General features: G+C 44.5%; 27 protein-coding genes. 4 read left to right on the top strand and 23 right to left on the bottom strand.

Annotated elements, in window-relative coordinates; translation table 11 throughout:
- Window positions 1-57 precede the first annotated feature (57 nt).
- On the top strand, window positions 58-1,134 hold the full coding sequence (locus M1K58_RS05330) for a bifunctional 3-deoxy-7-phosphoheptulonate synthase/chorismate mutase (RefSeq protein WP_256757623.1): 1,077 nt from the start codon (window positions 58-60) through the stop codon (window positions 1,132-1,134).
- 70 nt (window positions 1,135-1,204) lie between these two features.
- Here M1K58_RS05330 and M1K58_RS05325 read toward each other — a convergent pair whose 3' ends face one another.
- The 15 genes from M1K58_RS05325 to M1K58_RS05255 all read right to left on the bottom strand — a co-directional run bounded on the left by M1K58_RS05325 (window position 1,205) and on the right by M1K58_RS05255 (window position 16,251).
- Window positions 1,205-1,879, bottom strand: a complete 675-nt coding sequence (locus M1K58_RS05325) for an oxidoreductase (protein ID WP_256757622.1) — start codon at window positions 1,877-1,879, stop codon at window positions 1,205-1,207.
- A 19-nt stretch (window positions 1,880-1,898) separates the two neighbouring features.
- On the bottom strand, window positions 1,899-3,773 hold the full coding sequence (locus tag M1K58_RS05320; protein ID WP_256757621.1) for an ABC transporter permease: 1,875 nt from the start codon (window positions 3,771-3,773) through the stop codon (window positions 1,899-1,901).
- A complete protein-coding gene (locus M1K58_RS05315) occupies window positions 3,748-4,512 on the bottom strand; it encodes an ABC transporter ATP-binding protein (protein ID WP_306220255.1) in 765 nt (254 codons plus the stop codon). The genes M1K58_RS05320 and M1K58_RS05315 overlap by 26 nt, the downstream gene beginning before the upstream one ends.
- A 105-nt stretch (window positions 4,513-4,617) precedes the next feature.
- Entirely contained in the window at window positions 4,618-5,610 is a 993-nt protein-coding gene (locus tag M1K58_RS05310; protein WP_256757618.1) for a sensor histidine kinase, read from the bottom strand.
- A 3-nt stretch (window positions 5,611-5,613) separates the two neighbouring features.
- Window positions 5,614-6,315 carry a response regulator transcription factor gene (locus M1K58_RS05305; RefSeq protein ID WP_256757617.1) on the bottom strand — a complete coding sequence of 234 codons (702 nt, stop codon included), beginning with the start codon at window positions 6,313-6,315 and terminating at the stop codon, window positions 5,614-5,616.
- A 68-nt stretch (window positions 6,316-6,383) separates the two neighbouring features.
- Window positions 6,384-7,400, bottom strand: coding sequence for a hypothetical protein (locus M1K58_RS05300; RefSeq protein ID WP_256757616.1), 1,017 nt, complete (start codon window positions 7,398-7,400; stop codon window positions 6,384-6,386).
- A 13-nt stretch (window positions 7,401-7,413) separates the two neighbouring features.
- Window positions 7,414-7,752, bottom strand: coding sequence for a PadR family transcriptional regulator (locus M1K58_RS05295; RefSeq protein ID WP_256757615.1), 339 nt, complete (start codon window positions 7,750-7,752; stop codon window positions 7,414-7,416).
- Between the two features lie 103 nt (window positions 7,753-7,855).
- Window positions 7,856-8,161: an MTH1187 family thiamine-binding protein gene (locus tag M1K58_RS05290; protein WP_256757614.1), complete on the bottom strand. Its 306-nt coding sequence runs from the start codon at window positions 8,159-8,161 to the stop codon at window positions 7,856-7,858.
- Window positions 8,162-8,167: 6 nt separating this feature from the next.
- Window positions 8,168-9,286 carry a nitric oxide synthase oxygenase gene (locus tag M1K58_RS05285; protein ID WP_256757613.1) on the bottom strand — a complete coding sequence of 373 codons (1,119 nt, stop codon included), beginning with the start codon at window positions 9,284-9,286 and terminating at the stop codon, window positions 8,168-8,170.
- 224 nt (window positions 9,287-9,510) lie between these two features.
- Complete coding sequence (locus M1K58_RS05280; protein WP_256757612.1) at window positions 9,511-10,812, bottom strand: purine/pyrimidine permease; 1,302 nt, start codon at window positions 10,810-10,812, stop codon at window positions 9,511-9,513.
- A 77-nt stretch (window positions 10,813-10,889) separates the two neighbouring features.
- On the bottom strand, window positions 10,890-11,717 hold the full coding sequence (locus M1K58_RS05275) for a PIG-L deacetylase family protein (RefSeq protein ID WP_256757611.1): 828 nt from the start codon (window positions 11,715-11,717) through the stop codon (window positions 10,890-10,892).
- Window positions 11,718-11,736: 19 nt separating this feature from the next.
- Entirely contained in the window at window positions 11,737-12,606 is an 870-nt protein-coding gene (locus M1K58_RS05270) for a carbohydrate ABC transporter permease (protein ID WP_256757610.1), read from the bottom strand.
- A 39-nt stretch (window positions 12,607-12,645) separates the two neighbouring features.
- The gene (locus M1K58_RS05265; RefSeq protein WP_256757609.1) at window positions 12,646-13,515 is read right to left on the bottom strand and encodes a carbohydrate ABC transporter permease; all 870 of its coding nucleotides are present in this window, start codon (window positions 13,513-13,515) and stop codon (window positions 12,646-12,648) included.
- Between the two features lie 80 nt (window positions 13,516-13,595).
- A complete protein-coding gene (locus M1K58_RS05260; RefSeq protein WP_256757608.1) occupies window positions 13,596-14,924 on the bottom strand; it encodes an ABC transporter substrate-binding protein in 1,329 nt (442 codons plus the stop codon).
- Window positions 14,925-15,036: 112 nt separating this feature from the next.
- On the bottom strand, window positions 15,037-16,251 hold the full coding sequence (locus M1K58_RS05255) for an ROK family protein (RefSeq protein WP_256757607.1): 1,215 nt from the start codon (window positions 16,249-16,251) through the stop codon (window positions 15,037-15,039).
- 181 nt (window positions 16,252-16,432) lie between these two features.
- Between M1K58_RS05255 and xerS the strand changes: the two genes are divergently transcribed.
- On the top strand, window positions 16,433-17,518 hold the full coding sequence (gene xerS / locus M1K58_RS05250; RefSeq protein WP_256757606.1) for a tyrosine recombinase XerS: 1,086 nt from the start codon (window positions 16,433-16,435) through the stop codon (window positions 17,516-17,518).
- 36 nt (window positions 17,519-17,554) lie between these two features.
- On the opposite strand, the gene M1K58_RS05245 is transcribed toward xerS, so the two are convergent.
- Both M1K58_RS05245 and M1K58_RS05240 read right to left on the bottom strand, forming a co-directional pair.
- Window positions 17,555-17,812: a hypothetical protein gene (locus M1K58_RS05245; protein ID WP_256757605.1), complete on the bottom strand. Its 258-nt coding sequence runs from the start codon at window positions 17,810-17,812 to the stop codon at window positions 17,555-17,557.
- The gene (locus M1K58_RS05240) at window positions 17,781-18,434 is read right to left on the bottom strand and encodes a DUF3990 domain-containing protein (protein WP_256757604.1); all 654 of its coding nucleotides are present in this window, start codon (window positions 18,432-18,434) and stop codon (window positions 17,781-17,783) included. Before M1K58_RS05240 ends, M1K58_RS05245 begins: the two co-directional genes overlap by 32 nt.
- A 146-nt stretch (window positions 18,435-18,580) precedes the next feature.
- Here M1K58_RS05240 and fumC point away from each other — a divergent pair, with 146 nt between their 5' ends.
- Both fumC and M1K58_RS05230 read left to right on the top strand, forming a co-directional pair.
- Window positions 18,581-19,966 (top strand): class II fumarate hydratase, encoded by a 1,386-nt coding sequence (fumC, locus tag M1K58_RS05235; protein WP_256757603.1) that lies wholly within the window; start codon window positions 18,581-18,583, stop codon window positions 19,964-19,966.
- 43 nt (window positions 19,967-20,009) lie between these two features.
- On the top strand, window positions 20,010-20,348 hold the full coding sequence (locus M1K58_RS05230; protein WP_256757602.1) for a DUF3889 domain-containing protein: 339 nt from the start codon (window positions 20,010-20,012) through the stop codon (window positions 20,346-20,348).
- 43 nt (window positions 20,349-20,391) lie between these two features.
- On the opposite strand, the gene M1K58_RS05225 is transcribed toward M1K58_RS05230, so the two are convergent.
- From M1K58_RS05225 to cysK, 6 genes are all read right to left on the bottom strand, one after another.
- Entirely contained in the window at window positions 20,392-21,117 is a 726-nt protein-coding gene (locus M1K58_RS05225; protein ID WP_256757601.1) for a metallophosphoesterase family protein, read from the bottom strand.
- The gene (locus M1K58_RS05220) at window positions 21,114-21,605 is read right to left on the bottom strand and encodes a GNAT family N-acetyltransferase (protein ID WP_256757600.1); all 492 of its coding nucleotides are present in this window, start codon (window positions 21,603-21,605) and stop codon (window positions 21,114-21,116) included. Before M1K58_RS05220 ends, M1K58_RS05225 begins: the two co-directional genes overlap by 4 nt.
- Window positions 21,606-21,770: 165 nt before the next feature.
- Window positions 21,771-23,534: a Rieske (2Fe-2S) protein gene (locus M1K58_RS05215; protein WP_256757599.1), complete on the bottom strand. Its 1,764-nt coding sequence runs from the start codon at window positions 23,532-23,534 to the stop codon at window positions 21,771-21,773.
- A gap of 422 nt (window positions 23,535-23,956) precedes the next feature.
- The gene (locus M1K58_RS05210; RefSeq protein WP_256757598.1) at window positions 23,957-24,490 is read right to left on the bottom strand and encodes a DinB family protein; all 534 of its coding nucleotides are present in this window, start codon (window positions 24,488-24,490) and stop codon (window positions 23,957-23,959) included.
- The gene (locus M1K58_RS05205; protein WP_256757597.1) at window positions 24,483-25,280 is read right to left on the bottom strand and encodes a PhzF family phenazine biosynthesis protein; all 798 of its coding nucleotides are present in this window, start codon (window positions 25,278-25,280) and stop codon (window positions 24,483-24,485) included. The genes M1K58_RS05210 and M1K58_RS05205 overlap by 8 nt, the downstream gene beginning before the upstream one ends.
- A 148-nt stretch (window positions 25,281-25,428) precedes the next feature.
- The gene (cysK, locus tag M1K58_RS05200; RefSeq protein ID WP_256757596.1) at window positions 25,429-26,364 is read right to left on the bottom strand and encodes a cysteine synthase A; all 936 of its coding nucleotides are present in this window, start codon (window positions 26,362-26,364) and stop codon (window positions 25,429-25,431) included.
- Between the last annotated feature and the right edge of the window lie 38 nt (window positions 26,365-26,402).

The raw sequence follows: 26,402 nt of genomic DNA, 5'->3' as shown, positions 1-26,402 counted from the left end.
TCGTCCCTTGCGGCGGGGAGTTTTTTGCATTTTCATAAACCTAAGGAGGAGATTTACATGACCAAGAGTCAGAGCCATTTGGAACAACTACGGGGAAAGCTTGATACAATTAATCTTCAGGTGCTTGAGCTATTGTCAGAACGGGCACGTATCGCTCAAGAGATCGGTCTGGAGAAAGTAAAACAAGGAGTCCCTAAATTTGATCCCGTACGTGAAAAGCTCATGCTTGAAGAGCTCGTTTCTCAAAATACAGGTCCATTCGAGCACGACACCGTGCGTCATCTATTTAAGCAAATCTTTCAAGCTTCATTAAAGCTTCAAGAATCAGACCATCAGAAGCATTTGCTAGTCAGCCGCAAGAAACAGAAGGAAAATACAGTGATCACTCTTGGGGATGTCACGATCGGAGCTGGAAAACCGATGATGGTGGCTGGTCCCTGCTCTGTTGAAAGCTATGAGCAGGTTCGCCAAGTGGCGATTGCTCTCAAAGAAGCCGGTATCACCGTTATGCGTGGTGGTGCGTTCAAACCGAGAACGTCACCTTATGACTTCCAAGGCTTAGGCATTGAAGGTCTACGTATATTGAAGGAGGTTGCATCCGAGTTTGGACTCAAAACGATAAGTGAAATTGTGGATCCTGCACATATCGAGTTGGCTAGCGAATACATTGATGTCATTCAGATCGGCGCAAGGAACATGCACAACTTCGAATTACTAAAGGCTGCTGGCGACGTTCGTACTCCGATCCTTCTCAAACGTGGTTTAGCTGCAACGCTGGATGAATTTGTTCATGCTGCGGAATACATCGTATCTCGTGGGAATACCCAGGTTATGTTGATAGAACGCGGAATCCGCACCTATGAGAGGGCAACCCGCAACACCTTAGATATATCGGCTGTACCGATCCTCAAGCAAGAAACACATCTGCCGGTGCTCGTAGACGTTACTCATTCTACTGGTCGCAAGGATATTATGGCGCCATGCGCTAAGGCAGCTTTGGCTGCTGGAGCTGATGGCATTATGATTGAAGTTCATCCGAATCCAGCTGTTGCTTTATCCGATGCAGCACAACAACTGAATTTTGAGGAATTCAGTCGCTTCTATACAGATGTTAAGAATTCGGGATTACTATAAAAAAGGGCAATCCCATAGATCAGCAGAAATCTGATCTGTGGGAGTTGCCCTCATTCACTCTTTGTTCCACTTACTTAACTGATCCATCACTCATCATTTGTTTCCACTCATATACAAACTCACCTTTACGATTATCAGTCGCAATGCGGACCATAGCTTGAGCTACATCTTTCGCTTGTATCGGCTTGTATTTGCTTAATTTCCCTCTTAACAGCGGTGAAAGTATAGGACTAATGATCTCTGCGACCTTTTCTCCAAAGCGAAATTCATTTCGTTTGCCAAGCAATAAAGAAGGATGAAAAATATGCAACGATGGGAACTTAACCCGCTTCAATGCCTCTTCTATTTCACCTTTCACTCGGCTGTAAAAGACACGGGAATGACGATCAGCCCCCATTGCGGTTACAATTAGAAACTGTGTTGCACCATTCTCTTTTGCCAACTGTGCCACTTGTAATGGATAGTCAAAATCAACCTTCAAAAAGGCTTCTTTAGATCCAGCCTTCTTAATTGTCGTTCCAAGACAGCAAAAAACATCGTCAACACCGAACATTTGTTCTCCATTATCCAAATCATCAAAATCAACCACTTTTTGAATGAGCTTCGGATGATTGATCGCTAATGGTTTACGAATCAATACGATTACACTCTCATAAGCTTCTGATTGTAGCAATAACTGTAATAATTGGTTCCCGATAAGCCCAGTTCCACCAACAATGAGTGCTTTTCTCTTCGCTACATCCATTTTGACAGTCGCCCTTCCCTTATGCCATGACCTGCTTAATATATCTGGCTCTTATGAACAGGAAGTAAATCACCTGTATGAGAACAAATGTTCCCAATACCATAACAGACTCCTTCATCATGGAATATCCGAACATATTCTGTAAAGAAGTTAATGCGATAGCTCCATGTACAACAGCTACAACAATCGGAACGAAGAACAAGATGAGAAGCTGTTTCGTTAGGATTTTTGACAATTCTCCATCGGTTAACCCGATTTTAGTAATCGACTTGAACTTGAGCTTATCATCCGTAATATCCGCATAAAGTCTGAAGTATAGGAAGCTTCCAGAAGCTACAAAGAATACCGCCCCAATAAATAAGCCGATGAATAAGACAACTCCAAACCCTTGGATCATCTGATGCAATTGATATGCAAGAGACATAAAATGATTCCCTCTAGAAACCAACTTCTGAGTTAGCTTCTCCCCAACATCTTTGGTTCCCTTCATGTTCTCTACATCGAATGCATAGAACATTTCGAGCTTATCATGATTAAGCCGATCAAACAAAGAATCAGAAATGACATAGTAGTTCCCATACATAGGCAGAGTAACCGATGGAATACTGCCAAGGGGTTTCAGTTCTATCCCTTCCAATGCAGCAAGCTCGACGTTCTCTACGTTTCCTGTATTAACATTTCCGGCAATTGAATTTGTATAATAAATCATCATGGACTCGTTATCTTTCAGATTAACCGTTTGTTCATTAGCTGCCAAAGCAATGGGGTTATAATCCGCAGCCTTTACAATGATTACTTTACGGTCTGAATGGTTTACCTGTTGCTCTGACATTGCGACTTGCAGACGATTATAGGAAATTCCTTCACCTTGAAGAGAAGAATCGATTAACGCAACGTCCTCAGCCTCTGTTTTATTGTCGTTATAGGATACATATTCAAAAGCAAACGGATTTTCTTTCGTCATCATGTCCGTCGCCATCGTCTTAAACCCGACTAAGGAACCAATCGCAGAGAAGGATACGGTTGAGAGAATGGCCACCATAAAAAATGTACGTGCATTGTCCTTCATCCGGTAAGCGAGATCCGAGAGGAATAACATATTTGTCTTACGCCAAAACAACGAGCGGTGATTGCGCCCTTTATGGATGAGATATACACTTAACTGCGTAAACAAGAAATACGTGCCTACGATAACGACCAGAGTTACGGGAACCATCGCATAGAACACGAACATGCCTTTTACAACCAATGCAACCGCATATCCACCGCCTAAAAGGATGACCGCGAGCCAAGACAACAGAACGGACGACTTCGGCTCCTTCTTAGGCATGCTGCTACCCTTAATAAGGTCTATGACCTTGTTCGTCCTAAGAATGACCACGGTAAACAAAGAAATAAGGACAAACAACACCACGAATGCGACGAAGGTCAAAGCTAAAGCCTTAAATGGCATGTAAAATGGCAAAGCTTCATCAAGCATCAAGAAGTTTTCTGCTGCAAGTAGCATGATCTTAGACATCACTAAGCCCATCCCAATACCAGCTAGCGTTGCGAAGAAGCCAATGATGATATTTTCTAGAAATACCATCGTTCTTAACTGTGTATTTGTCATCCCGAGCATGACCATAAGACCGAACTCTTTCTTACGCGTTTTCAGGAATGAGCTCATGGAGTATAGAACAAAGAAGAACGAAAATACGTATATGAGCACCTCGGCAAATTGCATACCTGATGTAATCTGCTTCTTGATTCCCCCGCTTCCTAGCGCAGGATGAAAGGCAAATACAGCATAGACGAAGAAAACCATGACGGAGAACGCACTGCTAAGAAAGTAGGCGGCGTATGTGCGCTTATTGCGCAACACATTATTAAACGCGAATTGACGAAAGGTCATGCGCGTTCCCTCCTAACAAAGACAGTACATCAATGATTTTCTGGAAAAAGGCTTGGCGATTATCCCCACAATTAATCTCATTAAATAACTGGCCGTCTTTAATGAAAATAACGCGGTGGCAATAGCTGGCTGCTACAGCATCATGGGTAACGAGCATCATTGCCGTTCCTTCATTACGATTAATTGTGCTAAGCGTCTCCATCACATCTCTTGCAGACTTCGAATCCAAGTTACCGGTAGGCTCATCAGCGAACAGAAACTTCGGAGAATGAATCATCGCCCTAGCTATCGCTGTCCGCTGTGCTTGTCCCCCAGATATCTCGTAGGTACGTTTCTTCAGAATGGCTTCAATGCCTAGCTGCCGGGCTATGGCGGATACTTTCTCCTCCATCACCTTGACACGTTCTCCTTCTAGCGTCAGTGGCAGAACGATATTCTCTTCAACCGTCAATGTGTTCAGTAAGTTGAAGTCCTGAAATACAAAACCTAATTCCTTGCGTCGGAAGCGTGCTAACTCTCTTTTCTTCAGTTTGTGTGGATTCTTTCCATTGATGAGTACTTCTCCGGTCGTCGGTTCGTCGATCGCTGCAACCAAATTGAGTAGCGTCGTTTTCCCGCTTCCGGAAGGGCCCATAATACCTACGAATTCACCTTGCTCTATCGATAAGCTAATATCAGTTAGTGCGCGAGAAGGCACCTTCCCTCCATAAATCTTGTTTAATTGTCTAACACTTAGCATCTCCATCATGATTCTCTCCTCTTCATAGTGCAGACCATTTGCTGCTTCTAATAGAAGTGTAAGGGATGAGAGGAATAAGCACTATCGATTCGCCTTTCAGCAACATTACATCTTTGTAAGGTAGGAAGAAAACACAATACGTACACACGTTCCCTCTCCAACTTCTGAGTCTAATTCAATACGATGACCGAGTCTGTTACCAATTTCCTGCACGAAATAAAGTCCCATCCCAGTCGATTCCCGATACTTTCGACCATTGTCACCTGTATAGAAAGCTTGGAATACCCGCTTCCTGTCTGCTACAGGAATCCCAATGCCATGGTCACGAATTTCTAGACATGCTTCATTCTCTGACTGAGTGGCTGTAAAGATCACCTTCTGATGACTATCCGCAGAGTATTTGATCGCATTCGTAACGAGCTGGTTGATCATAAAGGTAAGCCATTTCGCATCGCTTTCGACGATTAAATGTGGATCTACATTGAGCTCGGGATATACTTTGCTGCCAATAAACAAACGTTTGTTCTCATGAATGACATTTTCCACGATTGCTCTAATCGGGACGGCCTCCACTTGAAAATCACGTTCGAAGGTTTCAAGCCTTGCCGCATATAATACGGTTTCAAGCCCTTTCTCCATTCTGTCCGTTTCCTCAAGAATACTTACAGAACGTGCATCATCACTCTCCTCCATCATAAGACGGATAACCGATAAGGGAGTCTTCATCTGATGAATCCATTGATTCATGAAGATAAGGTGATCATTGCGGGATTTCTCCTGTATTTTCAGTTGCTGCTGGTAATGTCCGTATTGCGTATGTAACAGATGATCAACGGCTTCAGATAACGGGGTATAACCGCCCCCCTGGATGGAATCGTCCAAAGTTTCTAGAGGGTCGGTTAACCTCCGATATAGCGATAGGTGACTAGTATAACGGTAGATCAAATAACCCGTTAGCAGCACAAGCCCAATAAAGATGGAATATAGAGCTGTATGGAAATTGCGATACCCATCTAACCAGTAGATGAGCAACACTAGGAACAATTGAACGATATGTAGAATAACTAGCGGCATGTGCTCACGCAAAAAAAGTTTCATTGTTTATTCCTTATTGTCCCAAGCAGCTAAGAGCTTGTAGCCGGCACCTCGAACGGTTTCAATCCCGTTATCAATCCCGATTTCCTGAAGCTTCTTGCGCAGACGTGTGATATTTACATTAAGCGTGTTCTCATCAACGAAAGCTTGATCATCCCACAGCTTCTCCAGTAAGGATTCGCGACTCACAACTCGTGGAAAATGTTGAATGAGTGTTTCTAAGAGATCGGCCTCTTTCTTGGTTAGCGGACTAATGATTCCTTTTAATTCGAGTTCCAGTCGTTCTGGATATAAGGTTAGTCCCATCAGCTTAACGAGACGTTCATCTGTATTCTGTGCGTATTCCCCATAAGCACGTCTTAATTGGCTGCGAATCTTCGCCATGACGACTTCAAGGTGGAAAGGCTTGGTGATATAATCATCCGCCCCATATTCCAGTGCCATCACTTGGTCCATCTCGCCTGATCGAGCCGATATGAATAGGATCTGGCATTTGGACACGGTGCGTATTTGTCTGCACCAATAAAAACCATCGAACTTGGGTAGGTTCACATCCATTAAGACGAGATGAGGATCATAAGCCTGGAAAAACTCTAACACCTTGTCGAAGTCCTCTACGATACCCGTTTCATATCCATATTTCTCGATATTCACTTTCAACAAAGCCCCAAGCTTCGGATCATCCTCGCAGATCATAATCCGATGCAATGAAATCATCCTCTCCTATTTTACTAGTATGGTCCAATGCATCAAGCATGTGCTTGTTTGAGGGATCGTCATACAGTTGTTTTTGTTCGGTACCACTTGTACGTTTCGGATATGATATCGATTAGAGCAAAAAATACAATGATTATGATGAGCCAGTCGGAAATTCCGTTCCATATCGAAATGACCGTGTCGTAATCCTTTCCGATGTCAGACATGACCCCTGCAGCTTGCAGTTGTTGGATGAAATCTGGATTCAAGATGGCAGGATCAGCTAACATAACACACAACAATACAGTGGTTACGACCGATATCACGATGTGGAACACAAGCAGCTTGGCTGTTCTTTGTCGCACGATAATTCGAACACTTTGATTCAAAATGCCCAACGCAGCAAGTATCCACACGAACGGTAGATAGTTCTGGAAAACATCGGCATTCAGAAACGGAATGACGGTACGATCACCGCCATCGAACCTCCACACGCCAACCAATTCGATTGAATATAAGCAAATCACCGTAAAAAGCACTGTAAAGATAATACCAGTAATCGGCTCGCTCATTTTAATCTGTTTGTTCACATCGGGGATATGTGGCAAGTCGGATGGCTTCCACTTCAAGTTCTTATCGCCGCTACTTAAGGTATCTTTCTGCTGGCGATAATCGATCATTGCGAAGACGATTGTGACCCAACCGAAGCCTTGGGCTCCTGCGATAATCAGGTTCGCAAAATAATCAATAAAATGTTCCAATATCTCATTAGGTGATGTGATCGTATCAATTGCAAACACAACGGTCATACCAATGGCGATCGAAAACATGACAACTTTAAGTATTGTTAGATACGAATCGAACAAAAACGGACTGATCAGATAGCGTTCATATCCCCGATACTTAGCAGCTAACGTATTAGGATGACCGAGCTCCAGCAGCACACTCTCCACATTCTCCTTCGAGGCCTGACCCGGCGATTCCCGCTCCTCCAACATATCCAAGATCAAGCCATGTAGCTCTTGCTTAATGTCCGCCCTCATCTTTTCGGGTAGACGCTGCGTGACCGCATAAATGTACCGTTCAATGATTTCCAACCTATTCTCCCCCTTAACCCTCTTCCATAATGCCTTCCATGCTAACGACCAGCTTGCGCCACTCCCGACGCAATCCCGCATAAACTTCGCGTCCAAACGGACTTAGAACGTAGTATTTGCGAGGACGGGCTTCATTCGTGTCCCACGTACTCTCAAGCAGTTCTTGCTTCTCCAGCCTGCGCAGCAGTGGATACAAGGTGCCAGGATCGACGGCCACTCCCTTCTCCTCCAAGATCGGGACAAGTGAGTATCCATATTGTGGCTCGGACAACTGACTAAGAACACCGATGATGATTGTTCCTCGTCTCAGCTCGCTCAATAAACCGTTAATCGTTTCATTCACATCAGCCATAAGATCAACTCCTGATTTCATCATACTGTACGGCACACACTATTGTAAATAAAAAACTAATATTGAATGATCAATATTAGTCTGTACACTTTATGATTTGCTTTTATTTCAACTTTTCTTCAACAGAACGTAGCTTCTGCTCCATCGTTCCCTTCTTATCCCTACGATCATCGATCGTAATGGTGGTAGACACTCTCATCGCCCCATTCTCGAATGGAACCTCATGCATCCGGCGTACAACCGTAAGTAAATCGTCCAACTCTCCTTCAATAATCGTACTCATCGGAGTGAGCTGATATTTGATCTTTTCTCCAGATTGCTGTAGCACTTCATGTACGGATGTTACATACTCACTAACGCTAGTCGTAGCTGTACCTAAAGGAACTATCGTTACTTGTACAATTGCCATAGGTAGTCACCCTTTCCTCGTTTCATAGGGACATTGTTGTGCTGAAAAATCAGGCTTTACAGGACATTCCTCCAAATCACTCTGATTCCATATGGGTGTAGCAGCAGGTGACATAGGTGGGATTAGCCAAGACCAACGCGCATTAACGCTGCGTTCTTGGTCCTGTTCACGCTTCATAAACCGCATGAATTGCTCGGCAGCCGTGTGATGATCGACAATGCTGACTCCATTTCGTTTGTAGGAGTGAATGATAGCGGTATTAAGCTCTAGTATCGCACGATCCTTCCACAATGACGTATTCGTTGTCCGATCAAGACCGAACACATCCGCAATAGCTGGAAGCTCGTTAAAACGATCGATATCCGCCATATTTCGTGAACCGATCTCTGTTCCCATATACCAGCCGTTAAAGGGGGCAGCATTGTAACGTATTCCACCGATATCGAGTACTAAATCTGCAAGGATGGGTACCGCGTACCATTTGAGTTGAAGCTGGTTAAATGCTTCACAATCAGGATGCACGAGCTCAACCTCTTTGATATAAGCTTCCGGAATCGGGAACCACTTTGGCTCACGTCCATTAAGCTGAACAACTAAGGGTAATACATCATATTTGGTCCCTTGTCCGCGCCACCCCAGCTGCAAACATTGCTCCGTGAATGCGATCGAAGCCGGATCACCTACAATACCTTCTGCGGTTTGGTAACCCGCATAACGAATCAGCTGATGATTCCATATACGAATATTCGATCGGTCAGACAGCTCTGGAGCAAATACAGTAAGGGTCGAGCGAATACGTCCTTCATTTGTAGCGTAAGCGATGTGTCTTAACAAAGCATCAGCTATCGATTGTTCCGTTTCTGCAGCTCTCTCGTCAATGACCTCTAGAGAGTCCCAGAAGAGTCTGCCGATACAACGGCTATTGTTGCGCCATGCAATACGTGCGCCATACTTTAACTCTTCAAACGTATGGGTGTATGTGCCCGTTTCTCTTATTAATGTAATCACTTGCTGCATTCGCTCTTCGTACTCATCTAGAGGAAGACCGTTCTCCTCATGAAAATTCCTTAGAAACCGTTCCGCTTCTCGAATCATCGGATTCAGTTTATTAACATCATTAATCATTGTGAATTCTCCTAGAAGTTTACATAATTATATTTATGTTTTATTTACCCGAACCTCGCTTAATTATACGACGGTCTAGTCCCATTCGTCAGACCCTGCATGGCATCTCCGCCCCTCTTCAGCATCGCACTATTCTCTCCATTATATCAAGAACGCTCAAAACCCGCCAAAAGACAAAGAGGTTAAGAGCGTTATGCTCCTAACCTCTTTAGTAACGACTCTATTCATTCCTCTGTGGGCCGCCAAAATTTCTCCAGAACCATGACCAGTAGAGTAGCGACCAATAGTCCGTTTCCAAGCACGTACTGCATCACAACAGGAAGTCCTTCAGGCAAAGATGCGGAAACCAAAGTGAACCCAACTCCGATAATTAAGCCAATTGCAAGAATCATCAGCTGCCGCTGACTTTGTACCGCTTTTGTTAAGGATTGAAATGAATTTGCCGTCATTTGCACGAAGGTAGCTAATGAAACTGCGCTGGCGACGGATGTCGGTAACAAGGCTAGATAATGAACGAAACCAGGCACAAGAGCGATTCCAATTAACGCAAGGCATGCTACAAGGAATGGTTTTCTCTGCGTCTGCCCACTCATACGCATGAAGCTTGCGGTAATCGGAAGCGGGACAATGCCAATCGTGGAAAAAGCCGCCGAAAGACCGTGAGACACTCCTCCAACCATACTACTCCGGTTATAAACTCCGCGGGACACCGCATCTTTACGTGGAACGACTTGTCCGGCGGCCGAAATGGCAGCGATGAGATTCGATACTAATATTAATGAAAACAGGACAGCCGTAATCGCCATTCCTGCATTCAATTTGGGCAGTCCCCAAGCAAAAATATCAGGAAGCTTAATGCCCCATTCTGTTGGTCCTGTCGTATCGAATCCTTTCCCCCCGTTGACCAAAACTTGAATCAGCCATCCGCAAACGATGCCTAAGAGCACGGCATAATTTCGTATCCAACCCTTTCCTTTAATCGTTAAACAGATGACCAAGATAAACACACCAAGAGCAATAAGAGCGCTCCAATAGTCTATCGTCTTCTCTCCTTCTTCAATGCCCAGCATGCCCTTAAGAAAGACTCCGCTCAACTGCATTGACAATATAAATAGGAAAGTATTTGTCACAAGTGGTGTAAACAACGAAATTAGCTTATAGAAAAGTCCGGTTACCCCGAGCAGAAATAATAATACACCTGCAAGCAGTAGACCTCCCTGTAGCAGTTGTAGGGCTTCTTTGACATCTTGCCCTGTTTGCGCAGCCATTGCAGCCATCATGATGAATACGCTGACCCAAGATCCTGCTGGGCCGTCAACGATCGGATAGCGGTGCCCGATAATCGCTTGAAGAGCTGAACTCAAGCCGACAACGAAGAAAGTTCGCTGCATTAGAGATGCGATTTCTTCATGAGGTAAATGGAACACACCACCAATAACAATGGGTAAAGCTACTGAGCTAGCCGTCATAAAAATAAACCATTGAATAACACGTAAGCTTGTACTTACGGAGAGGAATTGCCGCATATATCTCACCTTTTCTATTGAAATCGAAATCCCCAGCCATAAGCGGCAGGGGATATCCGAAAATTCACAAATTGAAATTAACGAAATAACATCGGGAATAAAATTTTCTTTTCTTCATCTGTAGGGCTTCTACCATAATCGGCGACTTCAAATGGTTCAGCATAACTAACCTTGTTAGCAATGTCCTCACCGTATGATGCGATCAACGTTGGGATCATTTCCTTTGAAACTTTTAGAAAAGTATCCCACCCTTTCAGTAGATATTCTCTTCTAAGCTCCCAGCCTTCAGGTACTTGATCAAGAAATCCGCGCTGCCAAGGGGCAAACTCGTAAAATTGGGATGCGTGTGCATCACAACCCAGAAGCTTCTTCTCAACTACGGATCCAACATCAATGACGATATCCGGTTTATAAGTACCTCTCTTCGCGTAATCAGGCATAAGTAGAAATAATGGCGACTTCGTCAGATGAGGTGCTTCCGGTACAGCATTAGGAACCATTGCGATGAAGTCTGCTGTGTCACGTACGATTTTTCCTGCAGTACGATTATCAACATGCCCTGGTCCGTCCGGGTGAAAGGAGATTACAACATCCGCTTTCCAGCCACGAATTTGCCGAATTACTTCGGCTCTTATTCCGTAATCATTCGTTAATTGCCCATCAGCTACGTCCAATAGTGTATATTCAAGCACTCCCAGCCTGCGAGCTGCTTCATATGCTTCTTGCTTCCTTCTCTCTATGAGTTCTTTTCCACTCATTTGAAAGTGTCCGCAATCCCCATTCGTTAACGATACGAATTTAACGTTGTGGCCCATTTCAGCATATAATGCTGCGGTACCGCCAGCATAAATTTCAGGTTCGTCGGGATGAGCTGCGATTACGATAATTTGTAGTGCATTAGTCATTGCTAGTTTCCTCCAAAGTTTAGCCTTTAACCGCACCCGCGGTCAGGCCTTTAATAACGGTTTCCTGCGAAATCATATATAGAACGAGCAGCGGTAGGATTGAAATCGCAATCGCTGCCATCATGGCGCCATAATCCGTTCCGTAGGCATTAGATACAAGCGATAATAACACGGAAATGGGCTGCATATCTCGAATCGGCAAGTAAACAAGTGGCATCAACAGTTCATTATACGACCATAAGAAAATCATAATCGATACTGTAGAGAATATCGGTATACAGAGCGGAATAATAATTCGATAATATATTTTCATAATACTTGCTCCATCCACAACTGCCGCTTCCTCTAACTCCGCGGGTAAGGAGGACATGAATCCTGTCATCATAATAATCGCAAAACTTAAATTACCCGCGATTTGCGGTAAAATGACGGACAAGTAAGTCCCATTAAGGCCTAATTCCTTAATAATAATGAAGTTAGGAATAATTACAGCGAATTGTGGCAGCAACATACATACGACAAATAGCACATGAAAGAGCTGTTTGCCCACGAATTGAAAACGAGATAACACGAAGGAAGCAAGACCTGCGACAAAAGCGACACCAAGCACGACGGAACCTGAGATGATTAGACTATTCAGGAAACCCTTCATCATATTAATATTGCCATATTCATTTAACTTAACGTAATTGATGAATCGATAGGCTTCAGGTAATCCAAAGGCGTTCGTCAATATTTCCTCGGAAGATTTGAAGCTATTCAACAGCACCCAAATTAGTGGCAGTATGGTCGTGCAAGACCAGGCGATAAGAAGAGCATAAATGAATACCTTGCTCGTATAAGAGCGTCTACTTGGCTTAATACCGAGCGTTCCAGCTAAAGTTGACATGACTTTCACCTACCTGCTTAAGCTGCTGAAAGGTTTCATTCAGTAGCTAATCGTATCTTTCTTTACGGCTTTATTTAGAAGTACGGTAATCATAACGCCAAGCAACATCATGGTGATGACGATCGTACTTGCATACCCAACGTTTTGTCCATTAAACGCCTTGTCATACATGTAAGTACTAAGTAGCTCACTGGAGTTCATTGGGCCACCTTTCGTTACGATATAGACGACGTCGAATACTTTGAGTGCACCAGCTGTTGCTAGTGTGAGACATGAGGCGATGACGTCCCGTAGCAGCGGTATCGTGATCTTAAATGCTTTCTGGAGACCCGTAATTCCATCCAGCTGTGCCGATTCGTAAATATCCTCGGGAATTTTGGACATGCCCGTTAGGAAGATTACGAAATAAAAGCCAACATATTGCCATAAAATCGGAATCAATACGAGGTAAATAGAGCTATTCTCTGTAAGCCATACTTGCTCAGGTATACCGAATGTCCGCATAATTGCGTTCAAAAGGCCGTAATCGTAATTGTAAATAATCGAGAACATCAATCCGATAGCTGTTCCTGAGATCACAATTGGGAAGAAAAACACCGTACGGAAAAACTTGAACCCCCGCTTAACGCTATCCGTCAATAGCGCGAGTGCCAGCCCTCCTCCAGCTTGCAATACAATCGCTCCCAAAGTGAGTATCAACGTATTTCTCAAAGCGATGCCGACGACTGGATCTTCGATCAACTGTTTGTAATTATCCAATCCAATAAACGTCTTTTCGTTCGAGAAATTGTACCAATCGGTGAAGCTGTAATATACCGATTGTAGCAAAGGATATAACAGAAACGCGAATAATAGAATAACCGTCGGAGCTAGGAAAAGCACAATATATCTTTTATCTTTGAAATTCACAACCGGTATTCCTCCTCTAGGAGGCATGCCCCTGGGATTCGACATTTCGTCAGCATCCCAGGGACGCCAGCCTTTACCGTTTAGCCTTTATTTCGATCGCTTAGCTTCTTCGCCTGATCGAGTACTTCTTCAGCCGATTTCTTGTTGTGAGCTACGTAAGAAATCCCTTTAAGAAACTCAGTATACGACTCACGCGATACGTAGGAATCGATTGGCATGACGAAATCCTTAGCTTGGGCAACCATAGCATTACCTGCTTTCAATAGCTCTGCGGTGTTACCGGAATCTAAGGTTTGCACCGCATATGTGCCACCAATCGCTGCAAACTTACCCGCGACCTCTGGTGAAGTGATGAACTTAATGAACAACAAAGAGGCATCATATTTGGCTTTGTCTTCGTTATTCTTCATATACCAACCAGATCCAAAGCCCGACACGATCATGTTCTCACCTTTCCCCCCCGGAACGAGCGGGAATGGCGTAATTTGAATGCCTGGATTTTTGGATAGGCCGACGGCAGTCCAGGAACCATTAAACATCATTGCTGCTTTCTCTCCAGAGAATAGCGCTTGGGCTTTATCATCATCGAGAGTTAGAGCGTCTTTAGGGAACGCTTTTTTCTCATTTAATTCTTTAATGATGTTAATTGCTGGTGCCCAGGATGGATCATACACTTGCTGCTGCCCTTCTGGTCCAACTAAGGAAAGTATAAGTGCCTCTTGAAGGTAAGGCGTCGTTAGCGAAGTCGCAAATGGAATAATATCGTTCTGGGCGAATACTTCGACTGCTTTCATGAAAGCTTCATAGGTTGTTGGAGCTGCCAATTGATGCTTGTCGAATAGCGTTTTGTTCCAGAACAATCCTTCATAGAAGCCGATGTAAGGCAAGGAATACTGTTTACCTTCGTATTTCACTTTTTCAAGAATAGAGGAGTTGAACAAAGCTGCCCAATCCGGATCTTTCTGCAGCTCTTCCTCCCAAGAAACGATTTCTCCTGATTCCACCAACATCTTCGTCTCGCTACCATTGAAGTAGAACATGACATCTGCTAGGTTACCAGTTGCTGCGTCTGCTTTGATCTTTGTGCGGAGCGCCTCTTGATTCACTGGGGTCGATTCGTCGACGATCTTAATGTTAGGATACTTCTCTTCGAAAGCTTTAATTGCTTCCGTCCAAGCAGGTACCCATGGATCTGATCCAGCGAACTGGGTAGCCATCCGCAATTTAATCTCTTTATCACTGTCTGGCGACTTCGATGCTGTGTTCTCACTGCTGCCACTGCTAGCGCTTACATCACTCGAATTACTTGATTTCTCCTTGTTCTCTCCGCCGCAGCCAGCCAGCAGTCCGATCACCAGCGTCATTAATAGCATTACGACAGTGAACTTGCTTCCCTTGACCATCCTCATTTTCTTGAACTCCCCTATTCTTAGATTTATATATTGAACTTAGACGACAGAGTCATCTAAGAAACAATCATTAGTTAATTAAGTTTCCTAACTAATAGAGGAGGAAAAGTCATCATCCTAAAGACTTTTCCACTAATACTTCATTGAAGATGGAATCCAACCCGATACTGATGCTGCCCATCAACACGGCTTTGTTCTTTAGCTCTGTTATTACAATAAGGGGATTGGTAGGAATATGCTTATGTACTTCAGCAGTTAACGTGTCCGTATAATGAGCTCCCAGTGATACGAAACCGCCCCCGAGTACGACGCACTCCAAGTCGAGTAATAATAACATATTTGTTACAGCGATCCCCATGATGCGAGCACACTCGGAAACATGTTTGACGCATAGAGGATCATCTGCGAGAGTCCCTTTAATGATTGTGTTAAAATCGATCTTATCGATTTGTCCCCCTGCATCATTCAGAACTTTGCTTTGTGCACCAGAAGCGATATCTCTTCTAACCGCATGAACGAGCGATTTGACGGAAACGAAATCGACTAATCTTCGTTCGGAGATTTCTTTCGCTTGTTCATCTTTATCCATAACGAAATTGCACATTTCTCCTGCAGCATACGTGCTACCCTTGAATAGGCTCCCGTTCAGTACGATACCAAGTCCGACGCCAACGTCTGCGCTTACGAATACGACATCCCTGCGTTCCTTAGCGATTCCATAATTCGTTTCCGCTAAGACAGCAGCATCAATATCCTTCTGTACCAGGACAGGAACATCATATTTTTGTTGTAATAATTCTTGAAAATGTACTTCACCCAACGGGGACAAGTAGGATCCACAATGAGCAATCCCCTTCTTACTGTCTACGATTCCCGGTACGGAAAGGGAGATCGCTAATAAATGATGAAGAGGCAGCCCACTGGTGTTCAATAGTTTATCGATGTTTTGAAATAACAGATCCATCAGTTGTTCAAGTTCAAATTGTTCCAGGTCAAACTTGAGCTCATCGAGAATGGTCGGTTTCAAGTTACTGATCGCGAGTGTGATGCAAGGATTACTAAGATCAATCGAAACGAGATATCCGAAATTGTAGTTCATCTTCAGCATTTTGGCTTTGCGGCCGACACTCGAGATCTCCTCACCTGTCTCCCGAATTATCCCAAGATCAATCAACTGGTCAACGTTCGTACATACGCTAGGCACGCTTAATTGGAGAGCTTTCGAGAGGCTACTTCTCGTAGCGCTTTCGTTAGATCGAATGGTATCCATAATGAGCTTCTGATTCGTAAGACGGATAAGCCTTTGATCCGCCGAGCGTTTAACCAATGCTATTCCTCTTTTCTGACTAGAAAACATTTCATTAATTAGGTTTATTAATTAATAGACTAATGGCATCCAAACTTCTTGTCAAGAGTCAATTTAAACTTATCAAACAATGCGCCGCTGGACATCTTGATCTTTTCAGCTATACCCCTTACATTTGAACTATACCGAATGAGGTGAAGGAATGAACTTACAGAAACGCAAGGATCGTGAAGAGCTAGATCAACGTATCCCGAGGATGCCTTGGTACGTGGAGAAGTTCATGAATTATAAGCTTCCCGACCTATCGCCCTCTTCCCTGTTGGAGTATATAAGAGATTATGAAGTATTTCTGTCGTGGTTAATGGCGGAGGGGTTAACTTCTGCAGCAAAAATGACAGAAGTCCCTCTCGAAGACCTGGAACGTCTCCATATGGATAGTGTCGATAACTTCCGAATGCATCTCGCTACAAAACGAGACAACGCTAATACGAAGACAACGATCTCCCGCAAGCTATCCTCCCTACGTTCCTTGTTCCACTATTTAAGTCAAATTGCCGAAGATGATAACTTTTACCCGCTATTGAAGCGTAATGTCATGGCCAAGGTATCGGTTAAACGGACTCAGAAGCCTAAAGATACTGCTGCAAAGCTTGAAGGCAAACTACTTCAGGAACAAGAGATTATTGAATTCATTAACTACATTAAATTAGACTATGCACATGACGTGGCGGCGAATAAACAAGCCATCTACTCCCATGAGTTAAATCGCATTCGCGATTGCTGTATTGTCAGCCTCATCCTCAATTCTGGCTTGCGGGTATCTGAGCTCGTCAACCTGAATATGGACGATGTCGACTTCAAGAAAAGGCTTGTATATGTGTTCCGCAAAGGGAAAAATGACGATACGTTCAAAACTCCAGTTTACTTCCGGCAAGAGGCCATTAGCGATCTAGAGGAGTACTTAGGACAGCGTGAATCCAGATATAAAGCACCGAAGAAAGAAAAAGCCCTATTCCTTGCTATCGCCAATGGGAAAAAGGAGGGCTCACGCATGACCAAGCGAGCGATACAGGAAATGGTCATGAAATATGCCAAACGATTCGGCAAACCCTTCTTGTCCGTACATAAGCTCCGGCACTCATTTGCCACCGATTACTACTTAAGTAATGATCTATATAAAACCCAAGAGCAGCTTGGACATGCCTCACCAGAAACGACACAAATTTATGCCCATCTCACCGACAAAACGATGGCTGAAGCCATTGATCGTCGTAAAGAGGAAGGCTAATCATGAAAAAACCACTCAGAGGAGTGGTTTTTTTCATTATTGAGCGACAGCCGCAGCTTCTTCTCTTCTCTTCATAATGGCGTTCAACCATTCTTTGCCCGTTCGTCCTTCTTGCTTGGCTTTGTGGAAATATTCCGCATAGTCCGCTGCCATCGGATAGCCGCCGAGCATTTCCATCACTGCTCTATATTCATCCACAATTTCTTTAGCTTCCACAGGTGTGTAATCGAACAGCGTTTGGAGTTCAGTTGCAATGGCTTTCTCATAGTTGCTTAATCTCTTCCCCGTTGCCATTATAGCGCCACCTTCTTCCTTGGTAGAGATAAATGCCGGTAATTGTAAGCATGGGTGCGAGGTTCTCATCACTAAAAGCAATCTGATTACCAAGCTCCATACTGTCGAGCTGTCGATTCGAATGATTACGCGTGATCTTGTCCAGAAACCATTCACTATCCTTCTTCAATCTTACCCCATTCTGCACAATCTTACCAGTATCGGCATCAGCCATTGGACCTATGATGATATTCGCGTGGCATTGACAAGGGTCTTCTCCCATGGTGGGGACTGTCCGGTGTTGATATATATATTTCGCCCATTTGGAGGAAATGCCTGTGAAAATATGATAACTAGGCTCGCTACTCAGTCGTTGTGTATCTATGTTGATCTCTAACACACAGGGATTTCCCTCATTCAGCTTATCTCGCATAGATCGAGCCCATGACTTAGCTTGCTCGATTGAGTTCGTTGTATAGAACCCTTGGCCAAAATCTCGACCGTATTTCCAATACTTCTTATTCAATAAGCGTTCCTTGAATGATTCAAGATGAATATCCACTGTGCCGTGATATACACTAGCCGGAAATACAACATCTATAGATATGAGAGGCACCTCCAACGACTCAGCTGTGTAGAACATGAATCTATTATAACTTTCATAATCTGGGTTAGAGAATAATTATTTTTTCATTTCCGAAGCTTATGTTTAATTTTGTTATATAAGATGAATCCTACGCTTAATGCTCATCTTCTTCCTTACCCATTAATCGAATGTGAGGTGTGTCTATGGAATTCCGAATCGAGAAAGACTCTCTTGGAGAGGTAAAAGTGCCATCAGATAAGCTTTGGGGTGCGCAAACAGAGCGTAGCTTAGCCAATTTTCGAATTGGTATGGAGAAAATGCCTATCGAATTAATCCATGTATTCGCCTTGCTCAAGAAAAGCGCAGCAATCGTAAACCTTGAGCTTGGTAAGCTGGACAGTGCTAAGGCTAACGCGGTAATTACAGCAGCAGATGAGATCATACAAGGAAGATGGGATAGTCACTTCCCTCTTGCGGTATGGCAAACAGGTAGCGGCACGCAATCCAATATGAACGTCAACGAAGTCATTGCCAATCGTGCCAATCAGCTCTTAATTGCTGAAGGTAGTGATCTTCGTGTTCATCCGAACGATGATGTGAATAAATCTCAGAGCTCCAACGATACTTTTCCAACTGCAATGCATATTGCCGCTCTTATCGCGGTCGAAGACCAGGTTCTCCCTGCGATCAAGAAGCTGAAAGAAACATTAGACCTCATGAGCAATCAATTCGCTAATGTAATCAAGATCGGTCGGACACACTTACAAGATGCTACCCCTCTTACTCTCGGGCAGGAGATGAGCGGTTGGGTGAGAATGCTAGACAAAACAACTCACATGATACAAGAAAGCTCAAAGAGCCTAAGAGAGCTAGCCATTGGTGGTACAGCCGTAGGAACGGGGATCAATGCCCACCCCCAATTCGGTGCGAAGGTTGCGAATAAGATTAGTGAATTAAGCGGGAAAACATTCGAAACCGCACACAATAAGTTTCATGCGCTCACTAGTCATGATGAACTCGTGTATGTTCACGGAGCACTGAAGGCTTTAGCTGCTGATCTGATGAAGATTGCCAACGATGTGAGATGGCTTGCAAGTGGGCCAAGAAGCGGGATTGGCGAAATCACCATCCCCGCGAACGAACCCGGAAGCTCCATCATGCCGGGAAAAGTGAATCCCACACAGTCTGAAGCGCTGACGATGGTTGTGGCACAGGTTATGGGTAACGATATCACGATAGGAATTGCGGCTAGCCAAGGAAATTTTGAACTAAACGTGTTCAAGCCTGTCATCATCTACAATTTCCTGCAAACCACGAGGTTGCTGTCAGATGCCATAGTTTCCTGGAATGATAACTGCGCAGTCGGTATAGAAGCAAATCTTGCGGTAATTCAAGAGAATGTAGAGCGCTCCTTAATGCTTGTCACTGCTCTTAATCCGCATATCGGTTACGAGAATGCAGCAGCTATCGCTAAGTCCGCCCATAGTAAGGGACTCACCTTGAAGGAGGCTGCTATGCAAAGCGGCTTGTTGACTGAAGCTCAATTCGATGAGATCGTTCGACCAGAACAAATGATTCATCCCCTATAAATGCTCAGTAATTATCAGCTAGTTGGAAAGTGAAGGTGTAATTATGATAATTGCGTTACGTTCTTTACTGCTCGTTATCGGTTTAAGTGTAACGATTATATTAAGCAGTCAGGTATTGACTCCGATAGCAAATGCATTCTCCATTCAGCCCGAATATGCCAAATGGGGAGAACTCGCCATGGTTCAAACGAAGGCCAAGTATCAAGCCGATATTGTTGACTATTTGCATGTCGGGCGTACCCAAGTTTCAGAGGGAATTGCCGAAGAGACATTTAAACTGTGGCTAAAGGACAGTAAGCATGAGTTCGGGGTGCGGATTTCGATCCGTTTTCATACAACGAATGATCAGATTATATCGATCAAGTTCCTAGAAACTAATTAACAACAATGGGACCCTTAGGGTCCCATCTGTAGGCCATATAGGATTAAAGAGCTGACTTACTATTTCTAATCATTTGCGTAAGATATGTACCCTCTTCATAGATTAAACAATTTAATTGCAAGCCGTAAGCGCATCCACCGTCAATTCCAATTTTGTTCTCATGAAACCAAATATCAGCAGCACCACTTATTTCTATAGCGCGTGTATGACCGAAAACGACCTTCTTTTTCACCCGTGTCTTGGCACGAATAAAGTCGTTCTTAATATACATAAAGTCATATGCCGGCTGATCCTTCCAATTCGCATAATGAGGATTCAGACCCGCATGCACACAAATATGTTGTTTATCTTCATAGTAATAAGGAAGCTCATTGAGAAACTCGATATGATGCTCATAGCTTGTAGCGATATGATTTCTAGCTGCTTGAAGTCGTTCAACGTTCATTTCTAAACCGATGAAGTCATCGCAATAGCTGTGAATGGTCTGGACTCCACCGTGCTCCATGAATTTGGCCTGAATATGTGTATCATTTGTTCTTATGAGATCAATCAATCTCTGATCGTGGTTCCCTCTTAAAGCAATAGCACGATGATTGTCGACCAAATCCATTACCCGATCAACAACATCCTTACTTTTAGGCCCTCTATCCACATAATCACCTAATAAGATGAGTTGATCCTTGTTAGAGTCGAATTGAGTCAATATTAACAGCTCATTTAATTGATCAATGCAGCCATGAATATCACTAATCATTAATGTTCGTGTCATAAAGTCACCTGTCCTTCCACCGCAATCCTCATCTTGATCCCGGCAACCTTCTCCGTATTGTAACCCTCCACAAGCATGATCTCGTAAGGGGTAAAACCAAGCTTTTGGTAGAAAAAAAGAGCTCGCGTGTTTGTGTTATGGCACACGAGATGAACCGTCTTCACTAGGTGCTCTTCGGCTGCTCTGTTCATCAGAGATTGAATTAATAAACAAGCCACTCCGGTACCTCGACTTTGGGGTTGAACGATAACATTGCCGATCCAGCATTCCGTTCCTACAATCACGTTGTAGAGATTGCCATAAGCGACAACTTCATCCGAATCGGTTACCACAGTTAGCGATTTCCTCTCAGCAGCTGCTTCTGCTAATTGTTCAGCATTGAGAGGGTATTTCCCTTTAGGGTACATGTAACATAGCTCTTGCTCGCTTTGTGGAAAAGAGGCGATTTGATTGAAATCGGCAAATGTTGCATCACGATATTGAAACACATTGCCTCACCCCTTTCTATTAATGATATTAACAACCTCATTTAATAATTCAATGTTGGTTAGTCTTTTCCTTTAATTTCTTGATGTTTTATCTCGACAAACGCAAAAAAGAGAACCGCTAGTCTACTAGTGGTCCTCCGTTTTATATAACATCGTGTCCATCTGCTATTCTTCTTCAAACAACCGTTCGCCTTTATGCAGTCTCCAAGCAATTTTAGCCGTATGTGGAAGCTCGCGCGCGGTTGGCGCGTGTGCCGCCAAATATCGGGTGCAGGCGAGAAGCATCGTTTCTCTGGCCTTCTCCGCAAAAGAGCCCGCGACCGCTTGCCAGCGGTCGTATTCGGCCACTGCGGCCTCATACATTTGGAACGAATGGAATTCCGCATCCTCCCGTAACAGCGCATGGCCTAGTGTGTTAAGCAGCGCTCCTGGCTCTCCACCTCCATGAATGTAGTCCATCACCCATTGCCCGGCTGATCCGACCTGCTGGCGCAGATCGAGCAAATCGAGCAGTTCCTGATGGTTGGCCGGAGCGGCGGAACCGGACGCCTTTGGCCGCACGGCTGTTGGTACGTTTAAGAAACGGTCAAGATAAACGCTGACGGCTCCGTGAAAAATCGCCCGCTGCAGAAGCGGCTCATCCGATTGTAGCAGCCTTTCATGCACAGCGTGAGCATACGTGAACGTATGGAGCACTGCAATCCAATCGCCGAAATCGTTCTGCGTATGGAAACGAACGATCCGTTCCGCGGCAGCCAAAGCAACGAGCTGCGCCAATTGCGCTGGAGCCGTTCCCGCGATGAGTAGGTCGCGCAGCACAGCAATCGTCTGCTCCGGCGTATCGCTTAGCAGTTTCTTCAGCAATTGCTCTTCCGTATCAGAAGACAGCCGCGTATTCGTTGACCCACCAGCGAGCTTCATCTGCACCACATTCTTCTCCAGCTCGATGACTGCTTGCTTGATCGGCTCTACGAGGTTCACTGGCGACTGCCACTGGTGCAGCTCCTCGCTCCGTGTCGGACGAGCCATCATCGGCACGAGCGAAGTTAGAATCCGCACCTTTTGCGACACCTCAGCCCACTCCAGCGCCTCAAAAGCTTTGCTGTGGAAATCAAACACATGCCCGCCGTCCAAGTAAAAGTGATCTGTTGCGGCGACAAGCATCATTTCCGACAGTCGCTTCGTGTCAATTCCTTTCATTATGGCGGTGATCAGCACTTTCTCAGCGCCTTGCGTATCCCGCACCTCTATGCAGTTGCGATACCACTCGGTCAACCGTTCGAACGGCACGTCCGCCGACGGTAGCGCCGTCAGCAAGTGGCGGGTTCCTCTGCCCGAGCTGCCTCGAGTCACATGGACAAGGCCTTGGTACAAAGCGAGTATTTTGCCGTTCTTATCCAGCTTGTCGACGCTTTGCGCCATCGCGGTAAGAATCGTAAGTCCGGCGTTCCAGCCCGTTCCATATGTCGTGCCGAATTCGATGCCAATGCGTGCTATATCCTGCTCCGGCACACCCGATTCGATCAATCCGACGACCGCTTTCGCGATGACAATGCCGATATTTTGCTCCAGTCCTTCTTTCAGTTTAAGCTTATACTTTTCTGCGCCTTTCTCTCTTCTGGAAACCGAATTTACCCACACTTCGCCGCCGTCGACTCGCACTTCATACGAAGGAACATCATCTGCCCATGGATCAAGCGTACCGCCGCTGCAGATGTCAAACCGGGCATGATGCCAATGGCATGTCAAAATTCCGTCGCACAAGCTCCCCATATGAAGCGGAAAGCCTAAATGCGGGCAGCGGTTATCCACCGCGTATACTTGCTCTTCATGATGAAAAACAGCAATACCGCCTCGTATAACCTTTGCACCGACCTGTTTAAGCGCTTCCAATTCACCTGCTGAAATCCAGTTTAAACTGACACTCATCGTTACAGCCTCCTTTTTTGAACAAGCTGCACTCCAAACTCTAACAATCGTATGCGGTCAGAATCTTTTGCGATATTTTCTATACTTTTATTATACCTTAATCTCCCAGCCACAGCTTCTACATGCGATTCAAATAATTAATCCCTTTACACGATAATCATTTCTAACAATCTATTGTGTTGATATATCACCAACGTCGCTTGGTAATTGAGTAAATTCAGATCTTTGCTTAATATCAAAGATAATGAAATCTTGTTACGCATAATTCCAACTCCTTGTAGTGATATCGGTAAAATTCAGACTCTATAACCTTTTTATAGTTGCATTATTGAGCAAAAAAAGAAGCTCCCCTAGGAAAGCTCCTCCGATATCGTTACTCGAGCGTTCTGCTCCAGGACAGCTTAACGAACATAACCTTTACTTCAGAATTGAGTTGCGCTTCTTTTTCTAATAAGCCTAATCTGTCCCCTATGGTTAATCTCGTCTTCGAATACATGAAACCACATAAAATAACGGTTGGCAGGCTTGTTATACCAGAATGGCTCCTCCGTGCTTAACCATGCATCGTCTACGGTGCGAAATAACTCAAACGTGCGTTCCCGCACAGTGTTCAAGTGTTCAATGTAATAGCTGAGCTCTTGACCTTTAATCTGTTGTCGTCCCGCTTCTCCTAAATCAAGAGCCGCCCCCCACTTAGAGAGCTCCTCTTCATTTAGATCTCTACCTTCGAAGGTTTCCACCTGATAAGCAAACTCGACAGCAGCGAAATGCAACAGGAGTGCACCAATCGAATTACTATTCTCATCTAACAAAAAGTCCAATTGGTTCACATCGAGATCTTTTGCTGCCTCGAACGTTGTATGTCTAGCATAATTCATCATCGATAAGAGCCGACTGATTTGTGGAGGATATCCTGGCATGTCCGTGATGAGATAGATTTTGTCCATATTAATCATTATTATGACCTCCTATGAATTGTCCTTTAAGTGTCGTTACCGCTTGTCCGCTCATGATGATCCTATCCTTGATCAAGTTAAGCCTGAGCGTCCCTTGCCTAGCTGATAATTGCTGAGCGACCAGCTGGCTCTTGTTCAGCTTGGCTTGCCAATAAGGACCAAGACAGCAATGAGCAGAACCAGTAACGGGGTCTTCATTCACACCGATCGCTGGGAAGAAGCAACGGGATACGAAATCAACATCTGACTTAGAGGCTTTGCTTGTCACGATAATCCCTCTTGTATCGATCTGGCTTAATAAATTAAAATCCGGACGCAATCCTCTGACCATTTCTTCATTTTCAACCTCTACAAGGTAGTCAAAGCGATTCATGCCAACGTAAGTAAAGGGAACATTCAAAGCTTGAACGAGTCGCTCAGGAGGTAGGCATTCCTTCTCGAGTTCAATAGGGAAGTTTAGATGGATGCCATCCTTATCTTTGGTCGCCGTTAATTGCCCACTTCTTGTCATAAAGGAGATTTCACTCTCATGGCATAACCTTTCTGACCATAATACATGTGCACTTGCTAGAGTCGCATGTCCGCATAAATCCACTTCTGCTGCTGGTGTAAACCATCTCAGTGAATAGTCGTTAACCCCTTTAATCAGGAACGCTGTTTCTGACAAGTTCATTTCGGCGGCAACATTCTGTAACCAAGAGTCCGGTTTGTGGGAATCGAGTAGGCACACGGCTGCCGGATTTCCACCAAAGGGTGTGTCCGTAAACGCATCAACGATATATATATTCAATTCTCTTTCTCCTTTAGCATCAATAACCGAATCATTCAAGTGTTATCCTATATTTACTCCTATTTTACCTTATTCTACATGGATATAAAATCAGAAAAAAAGCAGCTACATGGCCGTTATTCGACCGTAGCTGCTCCTTAGTAACGTATTATACTTCAGGGAATAGGGCTGTTGAGAGATACCGTTCGCCAGTGTCCGGTAACAACACGACAATCTTCTTCCCCTTATTCTCTGGTCTCATGGAAATTTGTAGAGCTGCATACACGGCTGCCCCAGATGAAATCCCAACGAGCAAGCCTTCACTTCTTGCCAGTTGCCGAGCAGACTCGAATGCGTCCTCGCTCTTCACCTGATAAACTTCATCTACAACCAAGGCATTATAGTTCCCAGGGATAAAACCAGCACCTATGCCTTGGATCTTATGGACACCTTTATTGCCGCCGGAGAGAACCGGAGAATCGCTAGGCTCTACAGCGATAATTTTCACTGAGCTATTTTTAGCTTTCAGAGCTTCACCGACACCGGATATCGTCCCACCAGACCCGACGCCACCAACGAAAATATCTACTTCGCCGTCCGTATCTGTCCAAATTTCTTCAGCCGTCGTAATCTTGTGAATAGCTGGGTTAGCTGGATTGTTAAATTGCTGGGGGACATAGGCATTGGGTAGCGAAGCAGCGATTTCATCCGCTTTGAGAATGGCTCCAGCCATCCCTTCGTTTGCTGGCGTAAGGACTAACTGTGCTCCTAGAGCCAGTAAAATCTTGCGACGCTCAACGCTGAAGCTCTCCGGCAAGGTAATGATTAACTGGTAACCTAGAGCAGCTGCCGCAAACGCAAGAGCTACTCCGGTATTCCCACTAGTCGGTTCAACGATGACCGAATCCTTATTGATTAACCCTTTATCTTCAGCATCCTTGATCATGGCAAATCCAATTCTATCCTTTACGCTACCGGCTGGATTGAAGTACTCCAGCTTAGCAATTAGACTTGCTTCAGCACCATTAAGCTTCATAAAGTTTGTCAATTCTAGAAGCGGTGTATTCCCGATGAGATCCGTTAGATTTTTCGCAATTTTAGACATAAGCTCACTCCGCTCCAGTTAATCCTACTCTATTAGTC

Source organism: Cohnella sp. WQ 127256 (assembly GCF_024519285.1).
Classification (GTDB): domain Bacteria; phylum Bacillota; class Bacilli; order Paenibacillales; family Paenibacillaceae; genus Cohnella.
The sequence above is the reverse complement of the archived record's forward strand: the minus strand, read 5'-3'. Positions and strand labels throughout refer to the sequence as shown.